This window comes from Kolteria novifilia (assembly GCA_007748055.1).
Lineage (GTDB): Bacteria > Planctomycetota > Planctomycetia > Kolteriales > Kolteriaceae > Kolteria > Kolteria novifilia.
The window spans coordinates 847,933-870,690 of record CP036279.1 but is presented as its reverse complement, the minus strand read 5'-3'; the positions used below and the strand labels follow the sequence as shown (position 1 = coordinate 870,690).

General features: G+C 63.2%; 13 protein-coding genes. 7 read left to right on the top strand and 6 right to left on the bottom strand.

Translation table 11 applies throughout. From position 1 onward, the window contains the following. Positions 1–788: 788 nt before the first annotated feature. The 3 genes from Pan216_RS03265 to Pan216_RS03255 form a co-directional block, all read right to left on the bottom strand. Positions 789–1,712 carry an alpha/beta hydrolase gene (locus tag Pan216_RS03265; RefSeq protein WP_145254761.1) on the bottom strand — a complete coding sequence of 308 codons (924 nt, stop codon included), beginning with the start codon at positions 1,710–1,712 and terminating at the stop codon, positions 789–791. Next, positions 1,709–3,166 carry a DUF1501 domain-containing protein gene (locus Pan216_RS03260; RefSeq protein WP_145254758.1) on the bottom strand — a complete coding sequence of 486 codons (1,458 nt, stop codon included), beginning with the start codon at positions 3,164–3,166 and terminating at the stop codon, positions 1,709–1,711. Before Pan216_RS03260 ends, Pan216_RS03265 begins: the two co-directional genes overlap by 4 nt. An 83-nt stretch (positions 3,167–3,249) precedes the next feature. Next, positions 3,250–6,363: a PSD1 and planctomycete cytochrome C domain-containing protein gene (locus Pan216_RS03255; RefSeq protein ID WP_145254755.1), complete on the bottom strand. Its 3,114-nt coding sequence runs from the start codon at positions 6,361–6,363 to the stop codon at positions 3,250–3,252. Positions 6,364–6,632: 269 nt separating this feature from the next. Here Pan216_RS03255 and Pan216_RS03250 point away from each other — a divergent pair, with 269 nt between their 5' ends. Further along, positions 6,633–7,826, top strand: a complete 1,194-nt coding sequence (locus Pan216_RS03250) for an AraC family transcriptional regulator (RefSeq protein WP_145254752.1) — start codon at positions 6,633–6,635, stop codon at positions 7,824–7,826. A gap of 57 nt (positions 7,827–7,883) precedes the next feature. Then, positions 7,884–8,363, top strand: a complete 480-nt coding sequence (locus Pan216_RS03245) for a DinB family protein (protein WP_145254749.1) — start codon at positions 7,884–7,886, stop codon at positions 8,361–8,363. A gap of 296 nt (positions 8,364–8,659) precedes the next feature. Here Pan216_RS03245 and Pan216_RS03240 read toward each other — a convergent pair whose 3' ends face one another. Then, positions 8,660–9,265: a D-sedoheptulose-7-phosphate isomerase gene (locus Pan216_RS03240; RefSeq protein WP_145254746.1), complete on the bottom strand. Its 606-nt coding sequence runs from the start codon at positions 9,263–9,265 to the stop codon at positions 8,660–8,662. A 229-nt stretch (positions 9,266–9,494) separates the two neighbouring features. Here Pan216_RS03240 and Pan216_RS03235 point away from each other — a divergent pair, with 229 nt between their 5' ends. From Pan216_RS03235 to Pan216_RS03220, 4 genes are all read left to right on the top strand, one after another. Next, on the top strand, positions 9,495–11,414 hold the full coding sequence (locus Pan216_RS03235) for a DUF58 domain-containing protein (RefSeq protein ID WP_145254743.1): 1,920 nt from the start codon (positions 9,495–9,497) through the stop codon (positions 11,412–11,414). Positions 11,415–11,725: 311 nt separating this feature from the next. Next, positions 11,726–14,671 carry a VWA domain-containing protein gene (locus Pan216_RS03230; RefSeq protein ID WP_419193206.1) on the top strand — a complete coding sequence of 982 codons (2,946 nt, stop codon included), beginning with the start codon at positions 11,726–11,728 and terminating at the stop codon, positions 14,669–14,671. A 426-nt stretch (positions 14,672–15,097) separates the two neighbouring features. Then, positions 15,098–16,003 (top strand): ATP-dependent sacrificial sulfur transferase LarE, encoded by a 906-nt coding sequence (gene larE / locus Pan216_RS03225; protein ID WP_145254737.1) that lies wholly within the window; start codon positions 15,098–15,100, stop codon positions 16,001–16,003. Between the two features lie 105 nt (positions 16,004–16,108). Next, on the top strand, positions 16,109–18,508 hold the full coding sequence (locus tag Pan216_RS03220; protein ID WP_145254734.1) for a protein kinase domain-containing protein: 2,400 nt from the start codon (positions 16,109–16,111) through the stop codon (positions 18,506–18,508). Between the two features lie 197 nt (positions 18,509–18,705). On the opposite strand, the gene Pan216_RS03215 is transcribed toward Pan216_RS03220, so the two are convergent. Both Pan216_RS03215 and Pan216_RS03210 read right to left on the bottom strand, forming a co-directional pair. Further along, positions 18,706–19,449 carry a site-2 protease family protein gene (locus Pan216_RS03215; protein WP_145254731.1) on the bottom strand — a complete coding sequence of 248 codons (744 nt, stop codon included), beginning with the start codon at positions 19,447–19,449 and terminating at the stop codon, positions 18,706–18,708. A 186-nt stretch (positions 19,450–19,635) separates the two neighbouring features. Then, a complete protein-coding gene (locus tag Pan216_RS03210) occupies positions 19,636–21,351 on the bottom strand; it encodes a cation:proton antiporter domain-containing protein (protein ID WP_145254728.1) in 1,716 nt (571 codons plus the stop codon). A 285-nt stretch (positions 21,352–21,636) separates the two neighbouring features. Here Pan216_RS03210 and Pan216_RS03205 point away from each other — a divergent pair, with 285 nt between their 5' ends. Next, entirely contained in the window at positions 21,637–22,431 is a 795-nt protein-coding gene (locus tag Pan216_RS03205) for a Nif3-like dinuclear metal center hexameric protein (protein ID WP_145254725.1), read from the top strand. Positions 22,432–22,758 lie beyond the last annotated feature (327 nt).

Here is a 22,758-nt window from a genome sequence, read left to right as displayed (position 1 = left end):
TGTTGCCATTGGACCCGATGTAGCCGTTGCTTGTCGAACCACTCTTTTTATCTGCGACCGTGCTCACTTTCAGTCGTACCTTTCTGAGGGGATTGCGTAGACGACGCCCCCCGATGGCGCCCGTTCGAGAGGCATCCGTGCGAAGACTCGCTACTCGTCCTGAATAGCAACAAATGCGGCGATCGACCTGGCGCGTCTCGCCGACTCGTCCCCGATCCACGGGGCATCGCGGACTCGGTGCCAGGACATCTCGTCACGTCCACCAATGGGCCCTTGACCCTACCAAACCATCCTGGCTGGAGGCGCAAGAGAGACCACGGAACGCTCAAGATTCATCACTCGTGTCGATTGGATCGGCCCACCGACGACGGCATCGTAGCCTACGGCCCTTACGTGATCTCTCCCCTCCCATCCGGTGAACGAAGGGATCACACGCCGTCCATTCCCCCGAATCCCAATGTCGGGATTCTGCGAACTAGCGATAGGTACGTCCGTCATGGCACCAGCTTTGAGCAGCGCCCGTGCCAAATCCAGTATGTCCCGGGCAATCTCTGTAACTATTGGTGGGAACATCCTCTGCGACCATTCGTGCACGATCCGGGGTTCCCCGAACCGGCCAGTGCCTGCACGAATCAGGGCGTCGATGCACACGGAATCAGCACGCAACGACGCCCTTGCCTGTTTCCTAAACGGGCAATTTGGGAAACTTACGTGACAGCCCCGTCCCATCGGATTGTCACTCACGAGGACACCGGGAGAGTCCGCCGAGCCCACGGCACGTGGTGGCATCACTCGGAGGAGGACGACGCGGGCGGCTCGATCAAGCCACGCACCCGGAGCCACGAGGTGGCGCGGTCGGGCCAAGTGTGGACCTCCGAGCCCTCTACCGGTCGCAGCCCGTAGCCGTGGCCCCCGTTCTGATAGATGTGCAACTCAGCGGGAACGCCTTGCCGCTTCAGCGCGGCGTAGATCCCCACTGAGCCGAGCGACGTCGAGGCATCGTCGTGCGTGTGCACGAGGAAGGTCGGCGGAAAACGCTTGTCGATCGCGATCTCGCTCTTGAGCTGCCCCGTCTCGGGATCGGCGACCCGCCAAGGGTAGACCAAGAGTCCAAAATCGGGGGCGAATGGTTCCTCATCAACGGCGTCAACGGCTCGGGCGAACCGTTTGTCGGGATGGGCCATCAGGATGGCCGCCGCCTGGCCTCCGGCGGAAAAGCCGAGCAAGCCGACACGCTCGGGATCGACTCCGAAGGTCTCGGCCTCCGAACGAACCAAACTCAGCGCTCGCTGACCATCCTGCACCGCCTTGAGCCACGGGGCCGCGTCTCCCCGTTTGGCGGTTCGGTAGCGAACGACAAACGCGGTAACCCTAAGCCGGTTGAGCCACTCGGCGGCTTCCGACCCCTCCTTGTCGGGCACCACCTTGCCGAAACCGCCCCCCGGTAAGATGACGACCGCGGTCCCGTTGCTCTTCTCCGCCGGAGCCTTGAAGATGTCCATCGTCGGCCGCGTGATCTCCTCGACCCGAGTGACGGCAGGGTGTTCCCCCGGTCGCTTCGGAAGGACTTTCCCTGGCGAACGCTCCGTCTCCCCCGGCGCCATGTCGGGCCAAAGGTCGATCGTCTTGGTCGGCTCCAAGGCTCCAGCGGTTGGAGAAATGCCAGTCGCGGCCAACCCCGCCACCAGTCCGAGGATGATGGGAGTTCTCACGTCAGGATATCCTTCACAACGTGGCCGTGGACGTCGGTCAGCCGAAAATCCCGGCCTTGGTAGCGATAAGTCAGCTTGGTGTGATCGACGCCAAGCAGGTGAAGGATGGTCGCCTGCAAGTCGTGGATGTGCACGGGTTGATCGACCGCGTTGTAGCCGAACTCGTCGGTCCCGCCGTAAGAGAGCCCAGGGCGAACCCCGGCGCCGGCCATCCAGACGGTGAAACTGCGTGGGTGATGATCGCGTCCCGCCTCGGGGCTCTTGTAGTCCCCCTGCCCCGCGACCCCACGTCCGAACTCGCCGCCCCAGACGACGAGCGTGTCCTCGAGCAGCCCGCGCCGTTTGAGATCGGTGATCAGGGCCGCCGTCGGTTGATCGGTATCGCGACAACGCGCGGGACACCATGCCGTCAGCTTCTTGTGATGGTCCCAGTCGGGGTGAAAGAGCTGGATGAACCGGACGCCGCGTTCGGCCAAGCGACGAGCCAGGATGCAGTTGGCGGCGTAGCTTCCCGGCCGGCGCGAGTCGGGACCGTAGAGCTCGAACGTCTCCTGACTCTCGTCGCCGAGATTGGTCAGGTCGGGGACCGACGTTTGCATGCGGTAAGCCATCTCGTATTGACGAATCCGCGTGGCGATCTCCGGATCACCCGACTCGGCGAGCTTGGCCCGATTGAGTTCGGCGATGCTGTCGAGCATTCCCCGCCGAAGCGCCTTGGGCAACCCCGCCGGATCGTTCAGGTAGAGGACCGGATCCTTGGCATTGCGAAGCTTCACGCCCTGGTAGCGAGTCGGCAGAAAACCCGAGCCCCAGTAGTAGTCGTAGAGCGGTTGGTCGCTGGGCCGTTTCATCTTCGACACGAGCACGATGTAGTCGGGCAAATCGCGATTGGGCGACCCCAGCCCGTAGCTCGACCAGGCCCCAATGCTCGGGCGGCCGGGAAGCTGGTGCCCGGTCAACAGGAAGGTCATCGCCGGGGCGTGGTTGATGTGATCGGTGTGCATCGACTTGATGAAACAGAGGTCATCCGCCACCGAGCCGATGTGGGGCAACCACTCGCTGACGGTCGCGCCCGACTCGCCCCAGCGACGAAACTTGGTCTTCGCGGGCATCACGAGTTGCTTCTGCTTGGCGGTCATCAAGGTGAGCCGCTGCCCCATCCGGATCGACTCGGGGAGTTCCTTCCCGGCCCACTTCTCGAGGCCCGGCTTGTGGTCGTAGAGTTCGAGTTGCGACGGACCGCCAGACTGGGTGAGGAAGATGACCCGCTTCGCCTTGGGAGCGAAATGGGGCAGCCCGGCGAGCGTTCCGATCTCGTTGCGCTCCGCTCGCGACGCTTTGGCGGGGTCGGCGAGCAATTCGCCGAGCGCCATCGCCCCCAAGCTCAATCCCGCCGCTCGGCCGAGAAAGTAGCGCCGCGTCGGCCTCAGGAGTTCTTCTCCAAGTCGATCCATGATCTCATCCTCTCACCGTCGATCGCCACCATTTGTCTCACCGCACCGACCGTGGGGCATGCCTTCCGGCACGACCCAAGCAGTCACTCTCGCGTCATCGTTTCATCAAGGTTCAGGAGCGTGCTCGCGACCAGAGAGAGCCCCGCCAACTCCGCTTGGTCGCACGACTCATCGGGTCGCCAGTTTCCTTGTCTCAGGTACGCGTGCGCATCGTCGGGATGCGAGCGGTAGTACGCGAGAGCGGCTTGATACAGCTGCCCGAGTCGCTTCCGTTCCGCACCGGTCGCCGATCGGGACAAGACCCGCCTTGCGATCTCGTCGATCCGTCGTTGCTCGTGGAAAGAGTTCTTCATCACGTCCTGGGCGAGGGCGTTGGCCGATTCCAGGTACGTCAAGTCGTTGAGCAGCGCCAACGCGTGCAGCGGCGTATTCGTTCGCGTGACACGGACCTGACAAACACGACGCTGCGCCGCGTCGAACATGAAGGTCGGGGCCACCGAGCGCCGCCAGAAGGAGTAGAGCGAGCGGCGATACTGCTCGGCGCCGTCGGTCGGCTCGTAGCGAAATCGACCCATCGTCCGATCGGCCCAAACGCCGTCGGGCTGATAGGGCCTCACGGGTGGACCTCCCAGATCGGCGGTCAGAAGATCGCTAGCGCGAAGCGCCGCGTCGCGAATCATCCAACTCGGCAGACGGTAACGCGGCGAACGTCCCAACAGGCGGTTCTCCGGATCCGACTCAAGCCGTTCGGGCGTCACTTCCGATCGCTGGCGGTAGGTCGCGCTCATCACGATCTGCTTGAGAAGCCTTTTCACGTTCCACCCACTCTCGACGAACTCGACAGCGAGCCAATCGAGCAACTCGGGATGCGTCGGCCGCTCTCCCTGAACTCCGAAATCCTCCGGCGTCCGTACCAAACCGGCTCCGAAGATCATCAACCAATAACGATTGACCGTCACCCGCGCGGTCAGCGGATTGTCGCGATCGACGAGCCAACGGGCGAGCGCCAAACGGTCCGTCGAGGAGGCCTCCTTCCAAGGAGCGACAGCGGCCGGAACTCCGTGAGTCACCTCTTCGCCCTTCTGGTCCCAGACGCCGCGAACCAGCAGGTGCGTCTCGCGCGGCTCCTTTCGTTCCTCGAGGACCATCACGCCGACCTCTCCCGCCCAGCGTTTGGCTTCCTTCAACTGTGACTGGGCACGCGCGAGGGCCGCCCGCGCCTCGACGATCTCCGGTCGTCCCGCGAGGAACTGCTCGTGAAGGCGCTTCTTCAACCTGCCCGGGATCGACGCCACGTCGGGAACATCGGTCGACGCCAACTCCTCCAGCGGGGGCTTCTCCAGACTGCGGACGACGGGGCCAAACTGGTCAGTGAGCGACAGCCGGAACCGTCCCATGTTCTTCGGCCCGCTCAGCGACCGATGCCGCAGCTCGATGACGTACTCGATGCCGTCGCCGGTGGGCAGGGCTTCCTCAAACGCGAACAGGGCGACGCGAGGCGTTCTCGGATCGCTTCCCTCGGACGACCAACCGGTGCGCGGATCGTCATCGAGCACATCCTTCACCGCCCCGTAGGCCTTTCCCTTGACCGACTCGGAGAAGTCGGCGATCGCCGAAACGATCGGTACCTCCTCGATGATGCTGCTCCCCTTGCGGCGAGCATTGATCTTGAGATTGGTCAGGATGAAGTGGCCGTTGTCCGAACGGGACAGTCCCCCTTCGGTGTTGGAGGCATGCGGAAGGATCTCGAGCCGCATCCCTGTCAACTGAGGCAGATCGGGAGAAACCGTCACGAGATAGTCGTCATGTCGCGGGTCTGGCCCCGAGGTCGTGATGACTCCCGTCGCGTCTTGGGCCAGCTTCGTGCCATCGGTACTCGTCAGGCCTTTGGCGACCACCGACCGCCAGACCGGAGTCGCCTGGCCCCGTTTGATCGCCGCGAGTTCTTCGGTGAGCCACGCGTCGAACGCGGGCCGGGTCTTGGCGTCGAGTCGACGGAGTTCCGCTTGCCGCCGATTGACCGCTTCGGTGGCGTTGGCGACCGCCCGCTTCCCCCACGGCGACTGATACTTCATGTAGGGCGATGCCGCGCCAGCGGCCTTTCCCGTCTCTTCGATGCTGTTGAAGAACGCGGTGAGTTGGTAGTACTCGGTCTGCGTGATCGGATCGTACTTGTGACTGTGGCACTGACAGCAACCGAGCGTCAGCCCGAGCCAAACCGTCCCGGTCGTGTTCGTGCGGTCGATCACGTAGTCGACCCGCGACTCCTCCGGATCGCGTCCCCCTTCTCCGTTGGTCATGTGATTGCGATGAAAGCACGTCGCGAGTCGCTGCTCGAGCGTCGCGTCGGGGAGAAGATCGCCGGCGAACTGCTCGATCGTGAACTGATCGAAGGGCATGTTGCGGTTGTAGGCTCCGACCACCCAATCGCGCCACGCCCAGTTATTGCGCGTCGCATCTCCCTGGAAACCGTCGGTGTCGGCGTAACGGGCCGCGTCGAGCCAGACCATCGCCATCCGTTCGCCGTAGTGGGGCGAGTCGAGCAATCGATCGACCACTCGAGCATACGCATCGGGCGAGCGGTCGTTGACGAACGCGTCGACCTCCTCCGGCGTAGGCGGTAACCCGATCAGATCGAAACTGAGCCGACGAAGGAGCGTCTCCCGATCGGCCTCCGGCGAAGGGGAAAGCCCCTCGCGTTCCAGCCGAGCCAAGACGAACGTGTCGATGGGGCCGCGGCTCCACGAGCGATCGTTCACGCGCGGCACCCGGGGTCGCTCGGGCACGATGAACGCCCAGTGCTCTCGCCACTTGGCCCCCTGTTCGATCCAGCGGCGGACACGTTCGATCTGCTTGGGGCCGAGCGTTCGCCCGGAGTCCGCTGGCGGCATCCGCAAATCGGGATCGTCCGTGATCATGCGGGCGAGGGCTTCGCTCTTGGCCAAGTCGCCGGGCGTGAAGGCGGCGTATCCACCTCGATCCTCAAAGGCCCCTTCCTTGAGGTCCAGCCGCAGGTCGGCTTCCCGCGTTTGCTCGTCGGGGCCATGGCAGTGAAAGCACGCATCCGAGAGTAGCGGCTGGATCTCCCGAGTGAAGTCGATCGGAGACGCCCCCTGCGCCCACGAGGGACGAAGCGCGAACAGGAAGACAATCGCTGGCAGCGTCCAGTCCAGCGAGCGGCGCGGTCTCTTACTCATGCGGCGAGCGCTCCAACAATCAGCGGCGCCCAGCGCCGGGGAGAAGTCAATTCGCGTCGATGGCGGGGCGAACCCGGAGCATCCCAGAAGGAGGGCCGATGGAGCCACCCATCGGGCAGTGGCCACGGGCTCGTGACGTTTCGGTAGGAACCGATCGGAGGCGACGATGGGTCTACCCCACTGATGCTAGAGTCACCAAGCGTGCGCACAAGAGTTCTTTTGAGAACATTCTGTACTCTTTTGCGCACTAGGCGAACTACGATGTGGTCATGGGAACGCTCCGACGCATCGCCCTGGCCTATCAAATCGCGATCCCCCATCAGGAACGGATGACTTGGGGAATCCTCGCGTACGCGCGTCGCCATGGACCCTGGCAATTCGCCTTCGGGCCCGAGGCCAACCCGGTGAGCGTTCACAGCCTGGCCGACTGGGATGGTGACGGCGTGATCGCGATGGCCGAGTCGCGGTCGCAGCTCGAGGTCTTTCGCCAACTCTCTTGCCCCGTCGTCAATCTCTCCTCGGCGATTCGCGAAACGGGCCTACCGACGGTCACCAGCGACAATCACGCGATCGGGCGACTCGCGGCCGAGCATCTTCTCGAGCGCGGCTTCCAGCGGTTCGGCTACTACGGGCTGACCGATGTTTGGTATTCCCAGGAACGGCAGCGAGGTTTCGTGGAACGGATCGGGCAAGCAGGTCATCCGTGTGACGTCCTCTTGACGACAAGCAGCCTGCACGCCGATCGCCCGTGGCTTTGGGATCGCTCGGAGTTGGAAGGGTGGCTTGGCGGGCTGGAGCATCCGGTCGGCGTCATGGCGGCTCACGACTACCGGGCGCGGATGGTTCAAGAGGTTTGCCAACGACTGGAGTTGAAGCTCCCCGACGACGTGGCGGTGGTCGGCGTCAACGACGATCCGGTGGCGTGCGAGTCCGCCGATCCACCCCTGAGCAGCGTCCGCCAAGAGGGTCAAACGATCGGCGCCGAGGCGGCGCGGTTGCTCGACCGACTCATGGCCGGCACGCGCGTTCGCGAACGCTCGCTCGCCATCGCTCCCGGCCCGGTCCACGCGCGCAAGAGCACCGAGACGCTCGCGATCAACCATCCCACGTTGCGCAAGGCCGTGACGATCATCCATCGGCAGCTCGATCGCCGGTTGGGGACCGATGAGGTCGCGAAGCGGTGCAATGTCTCGCGGCGCTGGCTCGAACGCCTCTTCCGAGTCCATCTCGGGATGAGTCCTCACGACTTCATCGCCCGCGAACGAGTCGGCAAGGCGAAGGAGCTGCTCGAACGCGATCCGCCGCTCAAACTCGCCGACATCGCCCGCCGTTGCGGCTTCAACGACGCTCGGCGACTCAACATCGTCTTTCAGCGTGCCTCGGGACTGTCACCTCGCAACTACCGGGCCACGCGAGCGACCACCGACAAAGAAACATCGGTGGGAGACGAACCGCAAAACTGATCTTTGCATACCATGTCCAATAGCCACCGTTGGGGAAGGAGCGGAAGGGATTCGTTGATGTCCGATCAGTCGCTGCGAGAGCACGTGCTCTACCTGTTGGGGCCGGGGGGTGCCCACGTAGGGTTCGACAAGGCGGTCGAAGGATTTCCGGAAGAGCTACTCGGCGAACGCGTCGCCGGCGTCGATCATACCCCATGGCGGTTGGTCGAACACTTGCGGATCGCCCAGTGGGACATCTTGGAGTTCTCGCGCAACCCCAAGCATGTCTCGCCCGAGTTCCCCACCGGCTATTGGCCCAAGGGGGATACGCCGCCGAACATGCACGCGTGGAATCGGAGCATCCAATGCTTTCGTGAGGATCTCAAGGCAATGAGGGAGTTGGTGGCAAACCCGGCGATCAACCTCTTCGCGCCGATCCCGCACGGGGAGGGCCAGACGATTCTCCGCGAAGCGCTCTTGGTCGCCGACCACAACGCCTACCACATCGGCCAGCTCGTCCTGATTCGCCGTTCGCTCGGAGCCTGGCCGAGGGACTAGCGCACTGGTCCAACGACGTTTTGGGATGCCACTGGCTGCTTGTCATCCAGTGCCAAAGGGTTAGGGTTGCCCCAACACTAACTTCACGTTGAAACAGAGCACTCGCTGTCCTGATTGGCAAGTTCGCTACGTGAAACCTATTCCCTCAATCATGCGGAAGCGCGCCGAATCACAGGCGTTTCCCACGTGCCCATGCCGAGTGTGGGCATGGCACCCAAGAGTCTTCTGGGCAATGAATTTACCAATCAGGACATTAGCAGCCGTTGATCGATTCGCTGCCGGCTGCGAACGCTTCGTTACGCGGCGGCTTTGTCTTGCTTGATCATGTCGGCTTCGATCCACTCGCACCAAAGATGGCCCACGAGGATGTGGCACTCTTGGACCCGCGGCGTGCTTTGCGTCGGAATGCATACGCAGTAGTCGGCAATTTCCGCCAACGTTCCGCCACCGGCTCCGGTGAGCCCGATTGTCACCAAGCCATTTTTGTGAGCCCGCTCGATGGCGTTGACCACGTTGGAGGAGTTGCCGCTCGTGGAGATGCCCAGGGCGACATCGCCCGGCTGGCCGAACGCGTCGATCTGCCGAGCGAAGATCTCGTCGTAGGCGTAGTCGTTTCCGATCGCCGTCAAGGTCGAGGAGTTGCACGTCAACGCCAACGCGGGCAGAGCGCGTCGGTCGACGAGAAATCGTCCAACGAGCTCGGCGACGATGTGCTGCGCATCGGCGGCACTACCTCCGTTGCCGAAGGCGATCAGCTTTCGTCCCCAGCGGTAGGCATCAGCGATAACACTCGCAATCTCGGCAAGCTGGGGGGCTCTCTCCAAGAGGCGTTTCTTGACCTCGGCCGATTCCTCGATACCCGCGCGGATCAAATGTTCCGCCGTCGACTGCCGCCAATCCATGCTCATCTCCCTGCCCCGCCGCGGTTCCCACCCGAGACCGTCGGGGCGGGAATACCACGTCCCCCGAGTTGATACAAGCGTTGACCGGGAGACTCGTCGCATCTTCGGGGAAGCTTGGTAGATTGGGAGAGTAGGAATCGATCGCTTCGCGCCTCCGGACGGGCTCCGTCCCCGGCGAGAGACCCGACCGGCCGTGAAGCCTTGGCATCGGAAAGAAACGCCTTCTCCCATGATCACCGCTCGCGGTTTCTGGCTCTTGCTGACCCTTTTCGCGGTCTTCGTGCTGGCGGTATTGCTGCGCCAGACAATCTTGCTGCTGGTTGCGCTGTCGGCCCTCGTCTGGTTCGCGAGCGAGTGGGTTCTCTTCCTCCTGCGCGTCGAGTGGACGTTGGCTCACGCGGTCATCGACCGGCAACTGGAAGGCCGTCCAGCGTCGCGGGCGACGATCTGGTGCGATCGCTGGACTGAGGTTGTCCTTCGGGTCCGAACCGAGAGCCATCTCGGGATTCCGTTCGTGGAGGCCTCCGACCGAGAGCCGACGATGGGACACACGACCGAGATCGCCCATCGCCCCGACGGGTGGGACGCGAATCGTCCGATCCGGGTCCGCTACGGGTTGCGGCTAAGTTCGCCCGGTCGCGTGCGATTCGAGGGCGTGCTGCTCTATCTGTTCGACCATCAGCGTTTCTTCGCCCAGAAGCGGTTTCTCCACGAGCCGATGGAAGCGACCGTCCTGCCTCCCCTGTCGGGAGATCGAGGGGGGCCGTCGGCGACCAAGCGGTTCAATCAACTCCCCATTCGGGGCGTTCATCGGCATCGCCGTCCCGGAACGGGGAGCGAGCTGCTCGATCTGCGCGACTACGTGCCGGGCGATCCCCCGAAGTGCATCGCATGGAAGGTCTCCGCGCGGCGCGATCGGCTGATTACGAAGGAGTACGAGAGTGAAGTACCCGTTCGCTGCACGCTCTTCGTCGATGCTTCGGATTCGGTCCGCATTGGTCCGCCGGGGCGGAACCTGCTCTCCTCGGCCGTGCGGATCGTCTTGGCGGTTGCCGAGCGCTGTATCGTCAACCGCGATCCGATCGGCATGTGCCTCTTCGACGAGCGCGGCGGGCGCGTCTATCGTCCGGCCAGCGGCGATCGCCATCTCTACACGCTCGCGGGAGCAATCGCTCGGACCGCGGCCCAGCCAGTTCAGCCCTCCCAATGCCCGCCCGATCGGCTGATTCTGCCCGCTCACGAATTCGCTCGCGACGTCTACCCCGAGCTCATGGACCAGTCGGTCAACCGCCCCGCGCCGTGGTTCTCCCGGCTTCCTTTTCTCACCAGCCTTCGCGGCCTGACGCTCCTCGTGGTGGTGTTGGCGGGTCTCGTATCGATCTACTTGGTCATCAATCTCAATGTGAGCTTCCTCATCAAGGCCGCCGCGTGCTTTCTGGTGATCGCGACATCCTTCCTCATCTTTCGCGGCTTCATGCATCGGCGACGGCGTGCCGGCTATCGGACGCCCTGGCGACTGCGGACGAAGCGGAAGCAGCTCGCCTCCCTCTTCGCCGTTCGCGAAGGCCTCGGTCCCGGCGGCATCCCACTCCTGGAGGAAGACAACGATGCCTTCAGCGCCGCGGCGCAGCGATTTCTGAACGAACACCGTGTGCCCTATCGTCGCCCCTACTACGGAACCCATGGGAAGTATCTCTTCTCGAGTCCCAGCAAGCTCGAATGGCTGCGAAAGTACCTTCTGCGCGCGGTGGCGATGGCCCACGACAATGAGTTGTTCGTCATCGTCGTCGACCTACTGGAGCTACCCGCCGACTGGAAACCGGTGATCCAAGCGATCAAAGTCGCGTTGTCGCGTCACCATCAGGTCATCCTGATATGTCCCTGGCCGGTGGGGTTGCCCGCGCCGGATGAGGATGAAGAGATCATGCCCGCCCACGCCGCGAGGACGGCCGATCGGTATGCCCAGGATCCGGTCCGCGCGATTCGCCGGCTCGACATGGTTCGCTATCGGCGCGCCCATGCGGAGCTACGCGAGTTGCTTTCGCCGCTCGGAGTTCCGCTCGTGCTGGGAAGCGGCTCGCAAGCGGTCGGCGCGGTGCTCGCACGGATCGAAAGGCTGCGCTCGGCCCAGATCCCCTCGCATCACTAACAGGTCGTTGACACAAGCGGGCCAAGCCGAGAACGAAGAGTCTGGGCCAAGATCAAGGAGAAGAAACGCAGGCGAATCCGTAGATTCGTCGAGATTTCCTCGACCCGGAGATTGGTCGAGAGAACCGTTCGCAGGCGGCACCGAATAGATCAACGGTCTGCTAAGTCGCTCCATGAAGTCGCGAAATCAGTCGTCTCGCAAGTCAGGATGGCGATCGGTTCCGAGGACGCGTAGGATCGAGGGGCCGTGGGACATTCGACCAAATCGTTCGCCCATCAACCGTAGCGGAGCAGCTTGATTCGGGAATGAACTTGCCCATCGTCTTTCTTGCCCCTTGGTGGCTACTGCTTCTGGCGGTGGTTCCCTTGGTCGTTTGGCAGAGTTGGGGTGGGCTGTCGGGTCTCGGGCCGATTCGACGTCCGCTCGCGGTTTTTCTCCGCGTCGTCGTGATCGTTCTGGTCGTCTTGGCGTTGGCGGACCTGCGACTCGAGCATCCCACGGACCGCTACGCGACCCTCTTCGTGCTCGACGTTTCCGAGAGCGTTCCCCAAGAGGCGGTTGAGGACTCGCTTCACATCATCACCGACGCGGTTGCGGATCGCCCGAGCGACTTGGACCAAGCCGGCCTGATCGTCCTTGGCCGGAACGCCCGCATTGAGGCCCCCCCCGCCGAGTACCCGCGCAATCGCCGCTTCACCGCCGTCGAGAGCCTTATCGATCGTCAGCACTCCGATCTCGCCGCGGGGATCAAACTCGCCCTCGGGTCTTTTCCGCCCGACAGTTCCAAGCGGATCGTGCTCTTCAGCGACGGCAACGAGAATCGAGGCAACGTCCTGGCGCAAGCGCTCGCCGCGCGGCAGATTGGCGTCCCCATCGATGTCGTCCCGATCGAGTACCGCTACGACTCGGAGATCCTCGTCGATCGCATCTCGGTCCCGCCGGACCTGAAGAAGGGAGACACCGCCAATCTCAAGGTCGTCATCCGCAGCGCCGGTCCCGCTTCCGGCACGGTTCAACTCAACCGACGTTCCGAGGGCGTCAGCGAGACGGTCCTCGAACAGGACGTCACCCTTCGCCCTGGCCTGAACGTCTTCTTCCTCAAACAAACCATCGACGAGCCCGACCTCTACCGTTACGTCGCGGAATTCATTCCTCGTCAGGGCGAGGACGTTCGGGCGGCGAACAATCGCGGCTCGGCGTTCGTTTGGGTTCGCGGCGAAGGTCGCGTGTTGCTGCTGGAGCCCTCGGCGGGTCAGCACGCTCCGCTCGTCGACGCCCTGCGGCGCGACGGACTCGCCGTCAGCGTCCGTACTCCCGATCAGTTGGAGGACGGCGCGACCCAGTTCCGTCCCTATGACTCGATCATCCTCGCCAACGTGCCGGCGGAGCTTCTCTCCGAAGAGCTCCAAGAGATTCTCGCTTCCAACACGCGCGAGCTTGGTGCCGGACTGATCATGGTCGGCGGTCCCGACAGCTTCGGCGCCGGCGGCTACATCGGATCACCGATCGAGAAAGCCCTCCCGGTCGACATGCAAATCAAGGCCTCCCGCATTCAGGGCAAGGGGGCCCTCGTGCTGATCATGCACGCCTGCGAAATCCCCGAGGGGAACTTCTGGCAAAAGAAAATCGCCCAGCTCGCAATCAAGATGCTCAGCCAACGCGACGAGTGCGGCTTGATCCACTGGAGCGGCAAAGCAAGTTGGCTCTTCCCCCTCCAAGAGGTGAACAACGGGCGCAAGATGCTCGCCCGCGTCGACGGCATGGTGCCGGGAGACATGCCCGACTTCGCCGGCCCAATGCGGATGGCGCTCAACGCGCTCCTGAAGAGCCAAGCGACCAATCGTCACGTGATCATCATCAGCGATGGCGATCCCCAGCCCCCTCCCAAGCAACTGCTCCAGTCCTTCATCGACGCGAAGATCACCATCACGACCGTCGCGGTCGCCGCCCATGGCTTCTTCGAAAAGAAGCTGATGAAACAGATCGCCAGCGCGACCGGCGGACGGTACTACCAGGCCGAAAGCCCCAAGGCCCTGCCGTCGATCTACATCAAGGAGACCCGCGTCGTCTCGCGCCCGTTGATCTTCGAGCAGCAACCGTCGTGGAACCCGATCATCCGCTTTCCGAGCCAACCGGTCGCCGGGCTCCCGACCAAACTTCCGGCCATCGGCGGTTACGTGTTGACCACGCCAAAACCGACGGCCGAAGTCAGCGTCGTCTCCCCGATCCCGGGCGAGAACGAGATCAACCCGATCCTCGCGACTTGGCAATATGGCCTCGGCAAGTCGGCGGCGTTCACCACCGACACCGGGAGCAAGTGGGCCGTCGGCTGGCCCGACACGGAGATCTTTCCGAAGCTCTGGTCACAGCTTGTTCGCTGGTCGCTGCGCTCCGAGGAGAGTGACGACCTCGTTCTCTCCACGGTCGAGAAGGATGGCCGCGTCCAAGTCGTCGTCAACGCCTTCGACCAAGCCAAGGAATATCTCGACTTCCTGGCCCTGAAAGGGACCGTTGTTCTTCCAGACGGCCAAACCGAGTCGCTCGCGTTTCGCCAGACCGGTCCGGGAAAGTACGAGTCCTCGTTCGAGGCTTCCGACGCGGGGTCCTATTCGGTACGCGTCGGGTCCAAGCTTGGCGAGGACAAGAACCTCTTCGCAACGACGGGTTTCAACATTTCCTATCCGCCGGAGTACCGAGAGCTCGAGAGCGACCGCGGTCTGCTGGAGAGCGTCGCGGAGCTAAGTGGTGGCCGTGTGCTCGAACGGGCGCAGGCCGCCGAGGCTGGCTACTTCGATCGGTCGACGCCGCCCTCGCCGGGCCAACAACGGATGTGGCCTTGGCTGCTTCTCGTCGCGCTCGGTCTCTTCGTCTCGGATGTTGCCGTTCGTCGCATCGCGATCAGCCCCGCTGACGTCGCCAACACCGCCAAGGCCCTGTGGGCACGTCTGCGCAATCGGCCGCCCCCAGCCACCACCGCGACGCTCGATCGACTGCGAAGTCGTAAGGAAACGGTGGGCGAGAACCTTTCGGCACGCCAACGGGAGCACGTGATTCCAAAGCCTCCTCCCGCCGCGAGGCCGTCGGAGCCGACGCGAGCCACCACGCCGCCTCCGCCTCCCCCGCCGGCGGCACCAAGCGAGTCTTCCGCCGAGGGTGACGCCGATCACTCGATGACGAGCCGGCTCCTCAAAGCGAAACGGCGCGTCTGGGAGGAACGGGAAGGGGGGAAAGAAGGCTCTCAGGACGAGACCAAGTAGTCGCGTAAGGGGATGGTCGGGGCCGGGAAGAATCGACAGATCCGGCCACGCGGATGATAACTGGTGGACCGCGCGACAAAAATGGGCCGCGCGATCGGATCGGCAAGACAACGCTGGAAAGATCGGTTATACTTCGTGGAGAGGCGACCGGCTCCGTGAGCAAGTCGAGCCCTTGTCGCGGTCGATGCGTAGGAAGTGGTTTCTTCGCCGCAACACATCGCGAGCATATCTTTGAGCGTTGGGAGCAACGCCAATCGCAACAATTGACAGAGATGGACCCGGCAGGGGCTGATGATTGCTTTGCGCCAGCCTCCGATCGACCACAAATCGCGTCGCGTTCAGGCCCGATAGCAAGTATCGTACGGTTTGAACATTGATGGTTCTTGATGGCCGGGACCACCGAGGGCACGTCGTTTCGTGGCAAGGATGACAGACTCACAAGAAGAGACGAACCAGCGAGTGTGGGCGGACCGCCTCGTGGAGCGACTGCGCGACTTGGGACGCGTCGGTATCGCCTTCAGCGGCGGCGTCGACAGCAGCGTGGTCGCGGCGGCCGCGGTTCGCGCGGTTGGCCCGGATGCCGTCGCCCTCACTGGACAGGGTCCCGCCCTGGCCGCGTCGGAGCTCGAAAGTGCCCGCGCGATCGCCCGCACGATTGGGATTCGGCACGTCATCGTTCCCACCACCGAGATCGACGACGAGGCGTATACCCGAAACGACGCGTCTCGATGCTACCATTGCAAGACGCACCTTTATCAAGCCTTTTGGGACCGTCAGTCCTCCCTCGGGTTCGGCGCGCTCTGTAGTGGCGCCAACGCCGACGACGCGGGCGACTATCGTCCGGGACTGACCGCGGCGGCCGAACAACGCGTGGAGCACCCTCTACTCGATTTGGGCCTGGGAAAAGAGGCCGTTCGCTCGCTGGCGCGGTTTTGGAACGTCCCGAGCGCCGAGAAGCCGGCGTCCCCCTGCCTAGCGAGCCGCTTGGCGTTGGGCGTTGAAGTGACGCCGGAACGTGTCGGCCGCGTCGAGCGCGCGGAAGCGTTCATACGGGAACTCGGTCTCCACGAGTTGCGGGTAAGGTACCACGACGGCGACTTGGCCCGCATCGAGGTCGGCGCCGCCGAGATTGGTCGACTTCTCGCCCCCGCGGTGCGTGAGGCCGTGGTGAAGGAATTGCGTTCGCTCGGTTTTCGCTTCGTAAGCCTCGACCTGGAGGGCTTCCGTTCGGGCTCGCTCAACGCGTTGATTCCCGCGGAAGAGTTGCAGCGAGCCGCGCGACATTTGGGCGATGGATCGTCTTCGGGGGTGAGGACGAGTCCGTCGAATTAAGTTGGGTTGAAAGTGCCCATGCCCAGAAAGGCACGAAAAGTCTTTGGCAGGTTGTTTTTGTCGAGATAGACTGCCAAAGAACAGTCTTGTACTTGCGAGTTGCCCATGCCGGCGCCAAAGAACGCTAGCGATCTGATCCCCTTGCTCGAGCGGAGCCGTCTGCTCGATGCCCAGTCGCTTCGTCAAGTTCGAGAACGACTCACCAAAACGGACAAGAAACCTCCGGAAATCATGGCCGAACTCGTCAAGGACGGGACGGTCACGAAGTTCCAGGCCGACCAGCTTCTCGCCGGTCGTCACAAGGGATTCTTCGTCGGCAAGTACAAGATCCTCAATCTCATCGGTTCCGGCGGCATGGGCCGGGTCTACCTCGCCGAACACACCATCATGCGCCGTCAAGTGGCGCTGAAAGTTCTGCCCAAGACCAAGGGGGAGGACAAGTCGGCGATCCTTCGCTTCCAACGCGAAGCTCGGGCCGTCGCGGCCCTCAACCATCCCAATATCGTCCAGGCCTACGACATCGATGAGGATGCCGGGCTCCACTACATCGTCATGGAGTTCGTCGCCGGCTACAGCGTCCAAGAGATCATCCGCAACGACGGCCCCATCGGTTGGGAAAAGGCGACCGAGTACATCTGTCAGTCATGCGCGGGACTGCAGCACGCCCACGAGGCGGGGCTCGTCCATCGCGACATCAAACCGGGCAACCTGCTCGTCGACTCCCAGGGTTCGGTCAAGCTGCTCGACCTCGGCCTGGCCGTCTTCTTCGAAGAGAAGGACAAGGACTCGATCACGCGAGCCTTCGACGAGAATGTCCTTGGGACCGCCGACTATCTCGCTCCGGAGCAGGCCCTCGACAGTCACAACGTCGACATCCGCGCCGACATCTACAGTCTTGCCGGCACCTACTATTTCATGTTGACCGGCCAGCCCCCGTTTCCCGATGGGACCATCGCCCAGAAGCTCCTATGGCATCAGAGCAAGGATCCGCGCCCGATCAAGGAACTGGTGCCCGATCTTCCCGATCCGCTGGTCGAAGTCTTCAACCGCATGATGTCCAAGAAGGCGGCCGATCGCTACCAAACGCCGCAGGATGTGATCGAGGCCCTTCGCCCCCATTTGCCCAACTTCGGTTCTCGAGGAGACGACAGTAGTTTCGACGATGTTCCCGTGGCCCGCCCTTCGGCGGGCGTCGCGACCGCATCGGCCGACGACGAGGGCGGATCGTACGCGTGGAGCGCCTCCGAGCGTCCCGCCGCGTCGACCGGCGTGGCCGATCCGGCGCACGCGAAGACCGAAGCCGACGTCCAAACGCTCTTCTCCTCCGACGCGGAAGAGGGAAGCGCCGATCAACTGCTCGAAGCGATCAGCGACGACAGCATGAAACTGCGTGGGGGCTCGCAATCGGGCCGCTCCGTCGACCAGATCGCCAACGCTCCCAGCAATTCGGGCCTCTCGGGGTCGCCGAGCACCCTGCGTCCCATGGACGCCTCGGATACCGAATCCTCCGCGTTGGCAATGCCGGCCACACCGATGTGGAAGCGGCCGATCGTCTTGATTGGATCGGGAGTCGCGTTGGTCCTGGCGCTGGTCGTCGTCGGGGTCTTCTTCCTGCTCCCCTCGGGTTCGACCGAACCGGATCAGCCCGTCGTGACCGACGCAACCAAGGACGACCCTTCCGGCAAACCGAAGGTCGAGCCCTCGGAAGTGCTCGTCGCGGCCTCCGACAAGATCCAGGAACTCCCCTGGCTCATCGCCGACATCACCAAGCCGAACACGCTGATCCGCCTCCAGGGAGGCGGCAACATGGACGACCAGCTCCAATTGACGCGCGAGTTCGCCGAGAACATCAAGGGCTTGACGATCACTTCCGCCGGCAGCCCGGTCACACTCGGCTGTCGATCGGGCTTCGGCTCGAAGAACCCCGTCGTCGTCATCAACAACGCCGAGGACGTGACGCTCGAGAACGTCATCCTCGACGGCGGAGGAATCGAAGGACCGGTCCTCGAGGTCAAAGGATCGGTACAAGGCCTGCGCATTCGCAACGTGACGATCCGCAACTTCGCCGGGACGGCGATTCGCATCAGTAGTGCCCGTGGGCGACCGAACAACCTCGCCATCCTCGAAAACATCACCATCGAGGCCAACGGAGACGAAGCCAAGGGGATCGTCTTCTCCGGTAGCGGCGCGGCACCGACCGAATACCTGACGATCAAGAACTCCTCGATCGACAACAACTACCGCTTCGGCGTGGTCGTCGGCCAGAAGGTCCGCGACGTCGTCTTCGACGACATCACCTTCGACCAACGCAATCGCAACTTGATGGGACGGATCGGGATTCACCTCACCGCCGGCGGGACCGACTGGAGCAAGGTCACGATCAGGAACTGCTACTTCAAGAACATGGAGTACGACATCAGGGCGTCCTCCGCGGCGACCGGCACCGACGCGATCGTCCAGAAAGAGAACAGTTCCTTCGGCGTCAGTGTCCCCACCGCCCGCTAACGACGTTCGTCACCAACCCGTTCGCGCGCCCCTTGGCTGCTTGCCAGCTAGTGGCAAGTCAGGGTTCAATGCTCACCACTCGCTTGGGAAACCAGGTGGGTTCACGCTCGCGCGAACATGCGCGCCATCACTCTTGTTCCGAGAACTCGGCGACGCGGCCCGCGCGTCATCTCACGCCCCGAACAGACGCTTTCTCATTAGACGTCGATCGTCGGGCCATCGCCTCCCTGATCGAAGGGCGTGCGAACACGGGTGCCGTGTCGATGGCGAACGTAGGCCAGTTCGGCTCCCCCCGCCATCCAGACGAAGACCGCGATCAGAAATAGGATCGGGTTCCCAGTGAGGAAGCCGAGCAGGACCATCCCTCCCGCCAAGATCATCCCGATGAAGGTCGCGATCTCCGTCGCCCGCAGGTAGGAGAGCCGCGTGGCGAGAAGCGATCGAAGCACGCGCCCCCCATCCATCGGAAACGCGGGAAGCAAGTTGAAGATGCCCAGCACCAAGTTGATCAGCAGAAGTTCCTCGATGAACTCCTTCTCGATCGCCATGAGTTGCATGTGCTCGTTGGAGACGTGGGTGTCGAAGCCGTCGATCATCCAAAGGAGAAAGGCGATCACGAAGTTGACCGCCGGTCCGGCGATCGCGATGAGGAACTCCTTGCTCGGTTGCTCGGGCATCCGCTCGAGCCTGGCGATGCCGCCGATCGGATAGAGGACGATGTCGTGCGTGTTGATGCCGAAACGCCGCGCCGTCAACGCATGGCCGAACTCGTGCAGCAGCACGCACCCGAACACCGCGATGATCATCAGGATCGTCAGGAGAATCGCCGCCAGCCCGGCCTTCATGTTGATGAACGCGACGAACGCCAGCAGAATCCAGAAACTCCAATGCACAAACGTCCGGATTCCAAAGGGACGACCGAGATAGAGTGACTTGAACATCCGTTCCTCGTTGAACCTCCGGAGCACTCGCGGCTCCCTCGTTGTCGGCCCGACGCGTCCATTGATGACGACCGGTCGGGACCTTGAGCATTCTAGAAAAGAAGCGACCGGGCAAGAGGAATGCCAGCGGATCTCCCCCAACCCTGTCGCGTCGGTGAAGTCGGCGGCCCAACGCCGACAGCGCCACTACGTCTCGTGACGCAGGTCGAGCGACTTGCTCGCGCTTCGGGTATATCGATCGCGCGCCACCCGGATGACGTCGCGACGCTCGACCAGTCCGACGAGTTGACCGGGGCTCTCCTCGCTCACCACGGGGATCACATCCCAAAAGCCCCGTTCGAAGAGAGCCAGAGCTTCCTTGATCGGCTGCGAGGGCCGCAGCACCGTCCGAGTGGGAACCGCGAGGTCGGCCGCGATGACCAGATGGGCCATCTCCGGATCGAAGATCGCCGAACGAATGCTCGGGTAACGAATCACCCCGACGAGGTCCTGCTCGGGGCCGACGACGGGGTAGGTGTCGTAGCGGCTCTCCTCAATGAAGTGCATCAGGTCCAGAAAACTCGCCGTGCTCGACACCGCTCGGACGTTGCGCCGCATCAGATGCTCGACGGTGACATCCCCCTGTTTTCGCAAACGCTCGGGGCTTCGCCCAAACGATAGTTGGAGCTGATCGAGGATCGTGAAGAGGCGGTCGCGCCACGAGGGCCCATGGGGATGGACCACGTGAATGAGGGGGACCTCGCCGCCGCGAACGAGCGCCGACCGAGCCGCGATTGGTCCCGCGAGCTCGAAGAAGGCGACCGCCCCGAGGACGACGACCTCGATCGTGGCTCCCAGTTCCGCGTCGCGCTCGACGATGAGTTGGGTCAACGCGATCGCGGCGGATCCCTGACAGAGCATGACCACGCCAAGCCAACGATAGACCGGCGGCGGCTCTCCCTGTGACGCGGCCGCAAAGCGAAGCCCGAAGTACTTGCCGGCCGAGCGACAGACGATGTACGCCACGCCGACCATGCCGGCGGTCCAGAGTCCGTCGAGATGGAGCTTCGCCCCCGCCGTCACAAAGAAGGCGACGTAGATCAGGACGCCGACCTTCTCCAGTTGGGCGACAATCTCCCGCACGAAGGGGGAGGAGTTCGCGACCGTCACGCCCGCCGCCAGGAAGGTGAGCAAATAGGGGATGCCGAAGTACTCGCAGACGCCAAGTGGTAGGGCGATCAATGCGAACAGCGCGATCATTCGCTGATGCTCGTCGAGCCACTCCATCAAGAGGCTGATCGTCATGCCCGCCACGAAACCGAGCAGGATCGACCCGCCGAGATCGAGGAAGAGCCGAATGACCTGCTCCGAGACGCTGAGCGGCGCGGGGCCCCCTTCCCCAAAGAGTTCCACGCCAAGGAACAGGAACTCAAAAAAGAGCACCGACACCGTGTTGTTGATCGCGACCAGCGCGTAGGTGTAGTTGGTGATCGGACCGTCGGAATCGAGTTCATTGAGCACGAGGATCGTCGTCGCCGGTGCCGTGGTCATCGCGAGACCGCCCAGCAGCAGCGCGACGGTGATGTCGTCGACGAAGAGCGTCGTCCCGAGAAAAACCAGTCCAAAGGTCGCCGCCAGCTCCAGCGCGCTCAGACGCCAAGCATGCCGAAAAATCATGCGGACATCGTGCAGGACAAAGCGACTGCCAAGATCGAACAGCACCAGCCCCAAGGCGAGCTTCACCGCGGGCAGCAGCGACTTGAGGTCATCCTTCGGGATCCAACCAAGTAGCGGCGGCCCGAGCAGGAAGCCTGCCAACAAATAGAGTGTCACCTTCGGAATGTGAAAGCGGCTCGACAGCCACTTCGCGATCATCCCGGCGGCGAAAATCAGTCCGAGACTCAGGGTAAGCGTCGATTCCAACAGTCGTCCTTCTGACTAACCGCTTGACTCCGGCACTCTTGGTCTGGCAGCCACTCCCAAGACCACCCGCTCCCAAGCTGGCGATTCAGCGACTCTCATGCCAACCCAGCGATACTCATGCCATGCGTGTGGTTCCGCCATCCAAGGTCTCCGCGGGCAAACCTCCCGAGACGATCGATGCCGAAACGAGTAGTGTAGTCCGCCAGAGGCCAAAGTGGTTGGCCACTCGTCGGCCCGCGAGTCGAGCCCGTCGTCCGAGCACCTTCTCCCCGTGAGGTTCATCGAATGAAAGTCGGCGACATCGTGTCGAAACTGGATGAGTGGTTCCCCTCGTCACTCGCGGAAGAATGGGACAATGTCGGTCTCTTGTTAGGGGACCGCATCGCGAAAGTCGAACGGATCATGACCTGTCTGACGGTCACCCCCGCCTCGGCCGCCGAGGCCGTTCGACGAGGTGTCGATCTCGTCGTCGCCCATCACCCGATTCTCTTTCGCGGCACCAAGCGTCTCGTGGCCGATGGGCCCAACGGCACCGTCTATCAGCTCGCCCGAGCCGGATCGGCGGTCTACAGTCCGCACACCGCGTTCGACAGCGCCTTCGAAGGGATCAACGCCCAAATCGCGGCGCGGCTCCAACTCGTCGATTCCCAGGCGATGCGTCTGGACAAACCGCCCAGCGAGTTCGACACGAAGGTCGGCACCGGACGCTGGGGAAGCCTGCCGACGGCGATGCGGCTCGACGAACTCGTTCACCTGGTGGGGGAGACTCTTGGCTCGCCCCACATGCGTTTCGTCGGCGCGCCGGAGAAGCGGGTAAAAACAGTGGCCGTCGCGTGCGGAGCCGCCGCCGAGATGCTCGCCGACGCGACCAGACTCGGCTGCGATGCCTTCCTCACTGGGGAGGCCCGGTTTCACGATTGTCTCGCGGCGGAAGCCGATGGCGTCAGCCTTGTCCTTGCGGGCCACTACGCCACCGAACGTTTCGCTCTCGAGCGCCTCGCCGAACGGATGGCCCACGAGTGGCAGAACCTCGACATCTGGGCCAGTCAGGAAGAACGCGACCCGATTCGACGTCTCTAGCGCACTGGTCCACCGACAACTTCAGGCCAGGCCGCCGGATTCCCTCTCCCGTGGGAGAGAGCCGCTTATTCCCCTCTCCCTGTGGGAGAGATTCTCTTGTTCCCCTCTCCCCGTGGGAGAGTTAGCCTCTTGTTCCCCTCTCCCGTGGGAGAGAGCCTCTTGTTCCCCTCTCCCCGTGGGAGAGTGAGCCTCTTGTTCCCCTCTCCCCGTGGGAGAGATTCTCTTGTTCCCGTCTCCCCGTGGGAGAGTGAGCCTCTTATTCCCCTCTCCCCGTGGGAGAGTGAGCCTCTTGTTCCCCTCTCCCCGTGGGAGAGGGGTTAGGGGTGA

Coding starts and splice junctions, on each gene's coding strand:
- Pan216_RS03235 (WP_145254743.1), top strand. CDS start 9,495: ATGATCACCGCTCGCGGTTTCTGGCTCTTGCTGACCCTTTTCGCGGTC.
- Pan216_RS03255 (WP_145254755.1), bottom strand. CDS start 6,363: ATGAGTAAGAGACCGCGCCGCTCGCTGGACTGGACGCTGCCAGCGATT.
- Pan216_RS03215 (WP_145254731.1), bottom strand. CDS start 19,449: ATGTTCAAGTCACTCTATCTCGGTCGTCCCTTTGGAATCCGGACGTTT.
- Pan216_RS03245 (WP_145254749.1), top strand. CDS start 7,884: ATGTCCGATCAGTCGCTGCGAGAGCACGTGCTCTACCTGTTGGGGCCG.
- Pan216_RS03240 (WP_145254746.1), bottom strand. CDS start 9,265: ATGGATTGGCGGCAGTCGACGGCGGAACATTTGATCCGCGCGGGTATC.
- Pan216_RS03250 (WP_145254752.1), top strand. CDS start 6,633: ATGGGAACGCTCCGACGCATCGCCCTGGCCTATCAAATCGCGATCCCC.
- Pan216_RS03260 (WP_145254758.1), bottom strand. CDS start 3,166: ATGGATCGACTTGGAGAAGAACTCCTGAGGCCGACGCGGCGCTACTTT.
- larE (WP_145254737.1), top strand. CDS start 15,098: ATGACAGACTCACAAGAAGAGACGAACCAGCGAGTGTGGGCGGACCGC.
- Pan216_RS03205 (WP_145254725.1), top strand. CDS start 21,637: ATGAAAGTCGGCGACATCGTGTCGAAACTGGATGAGTGGTTCCCCTCG.
- Pan216_RS03220 (WP_145254734.1), top strand. CDS start 16,109: ATGCCGGCGCCAAAGAACGCTAGCGATCTGATCCCCTTGCTCGAGCGG.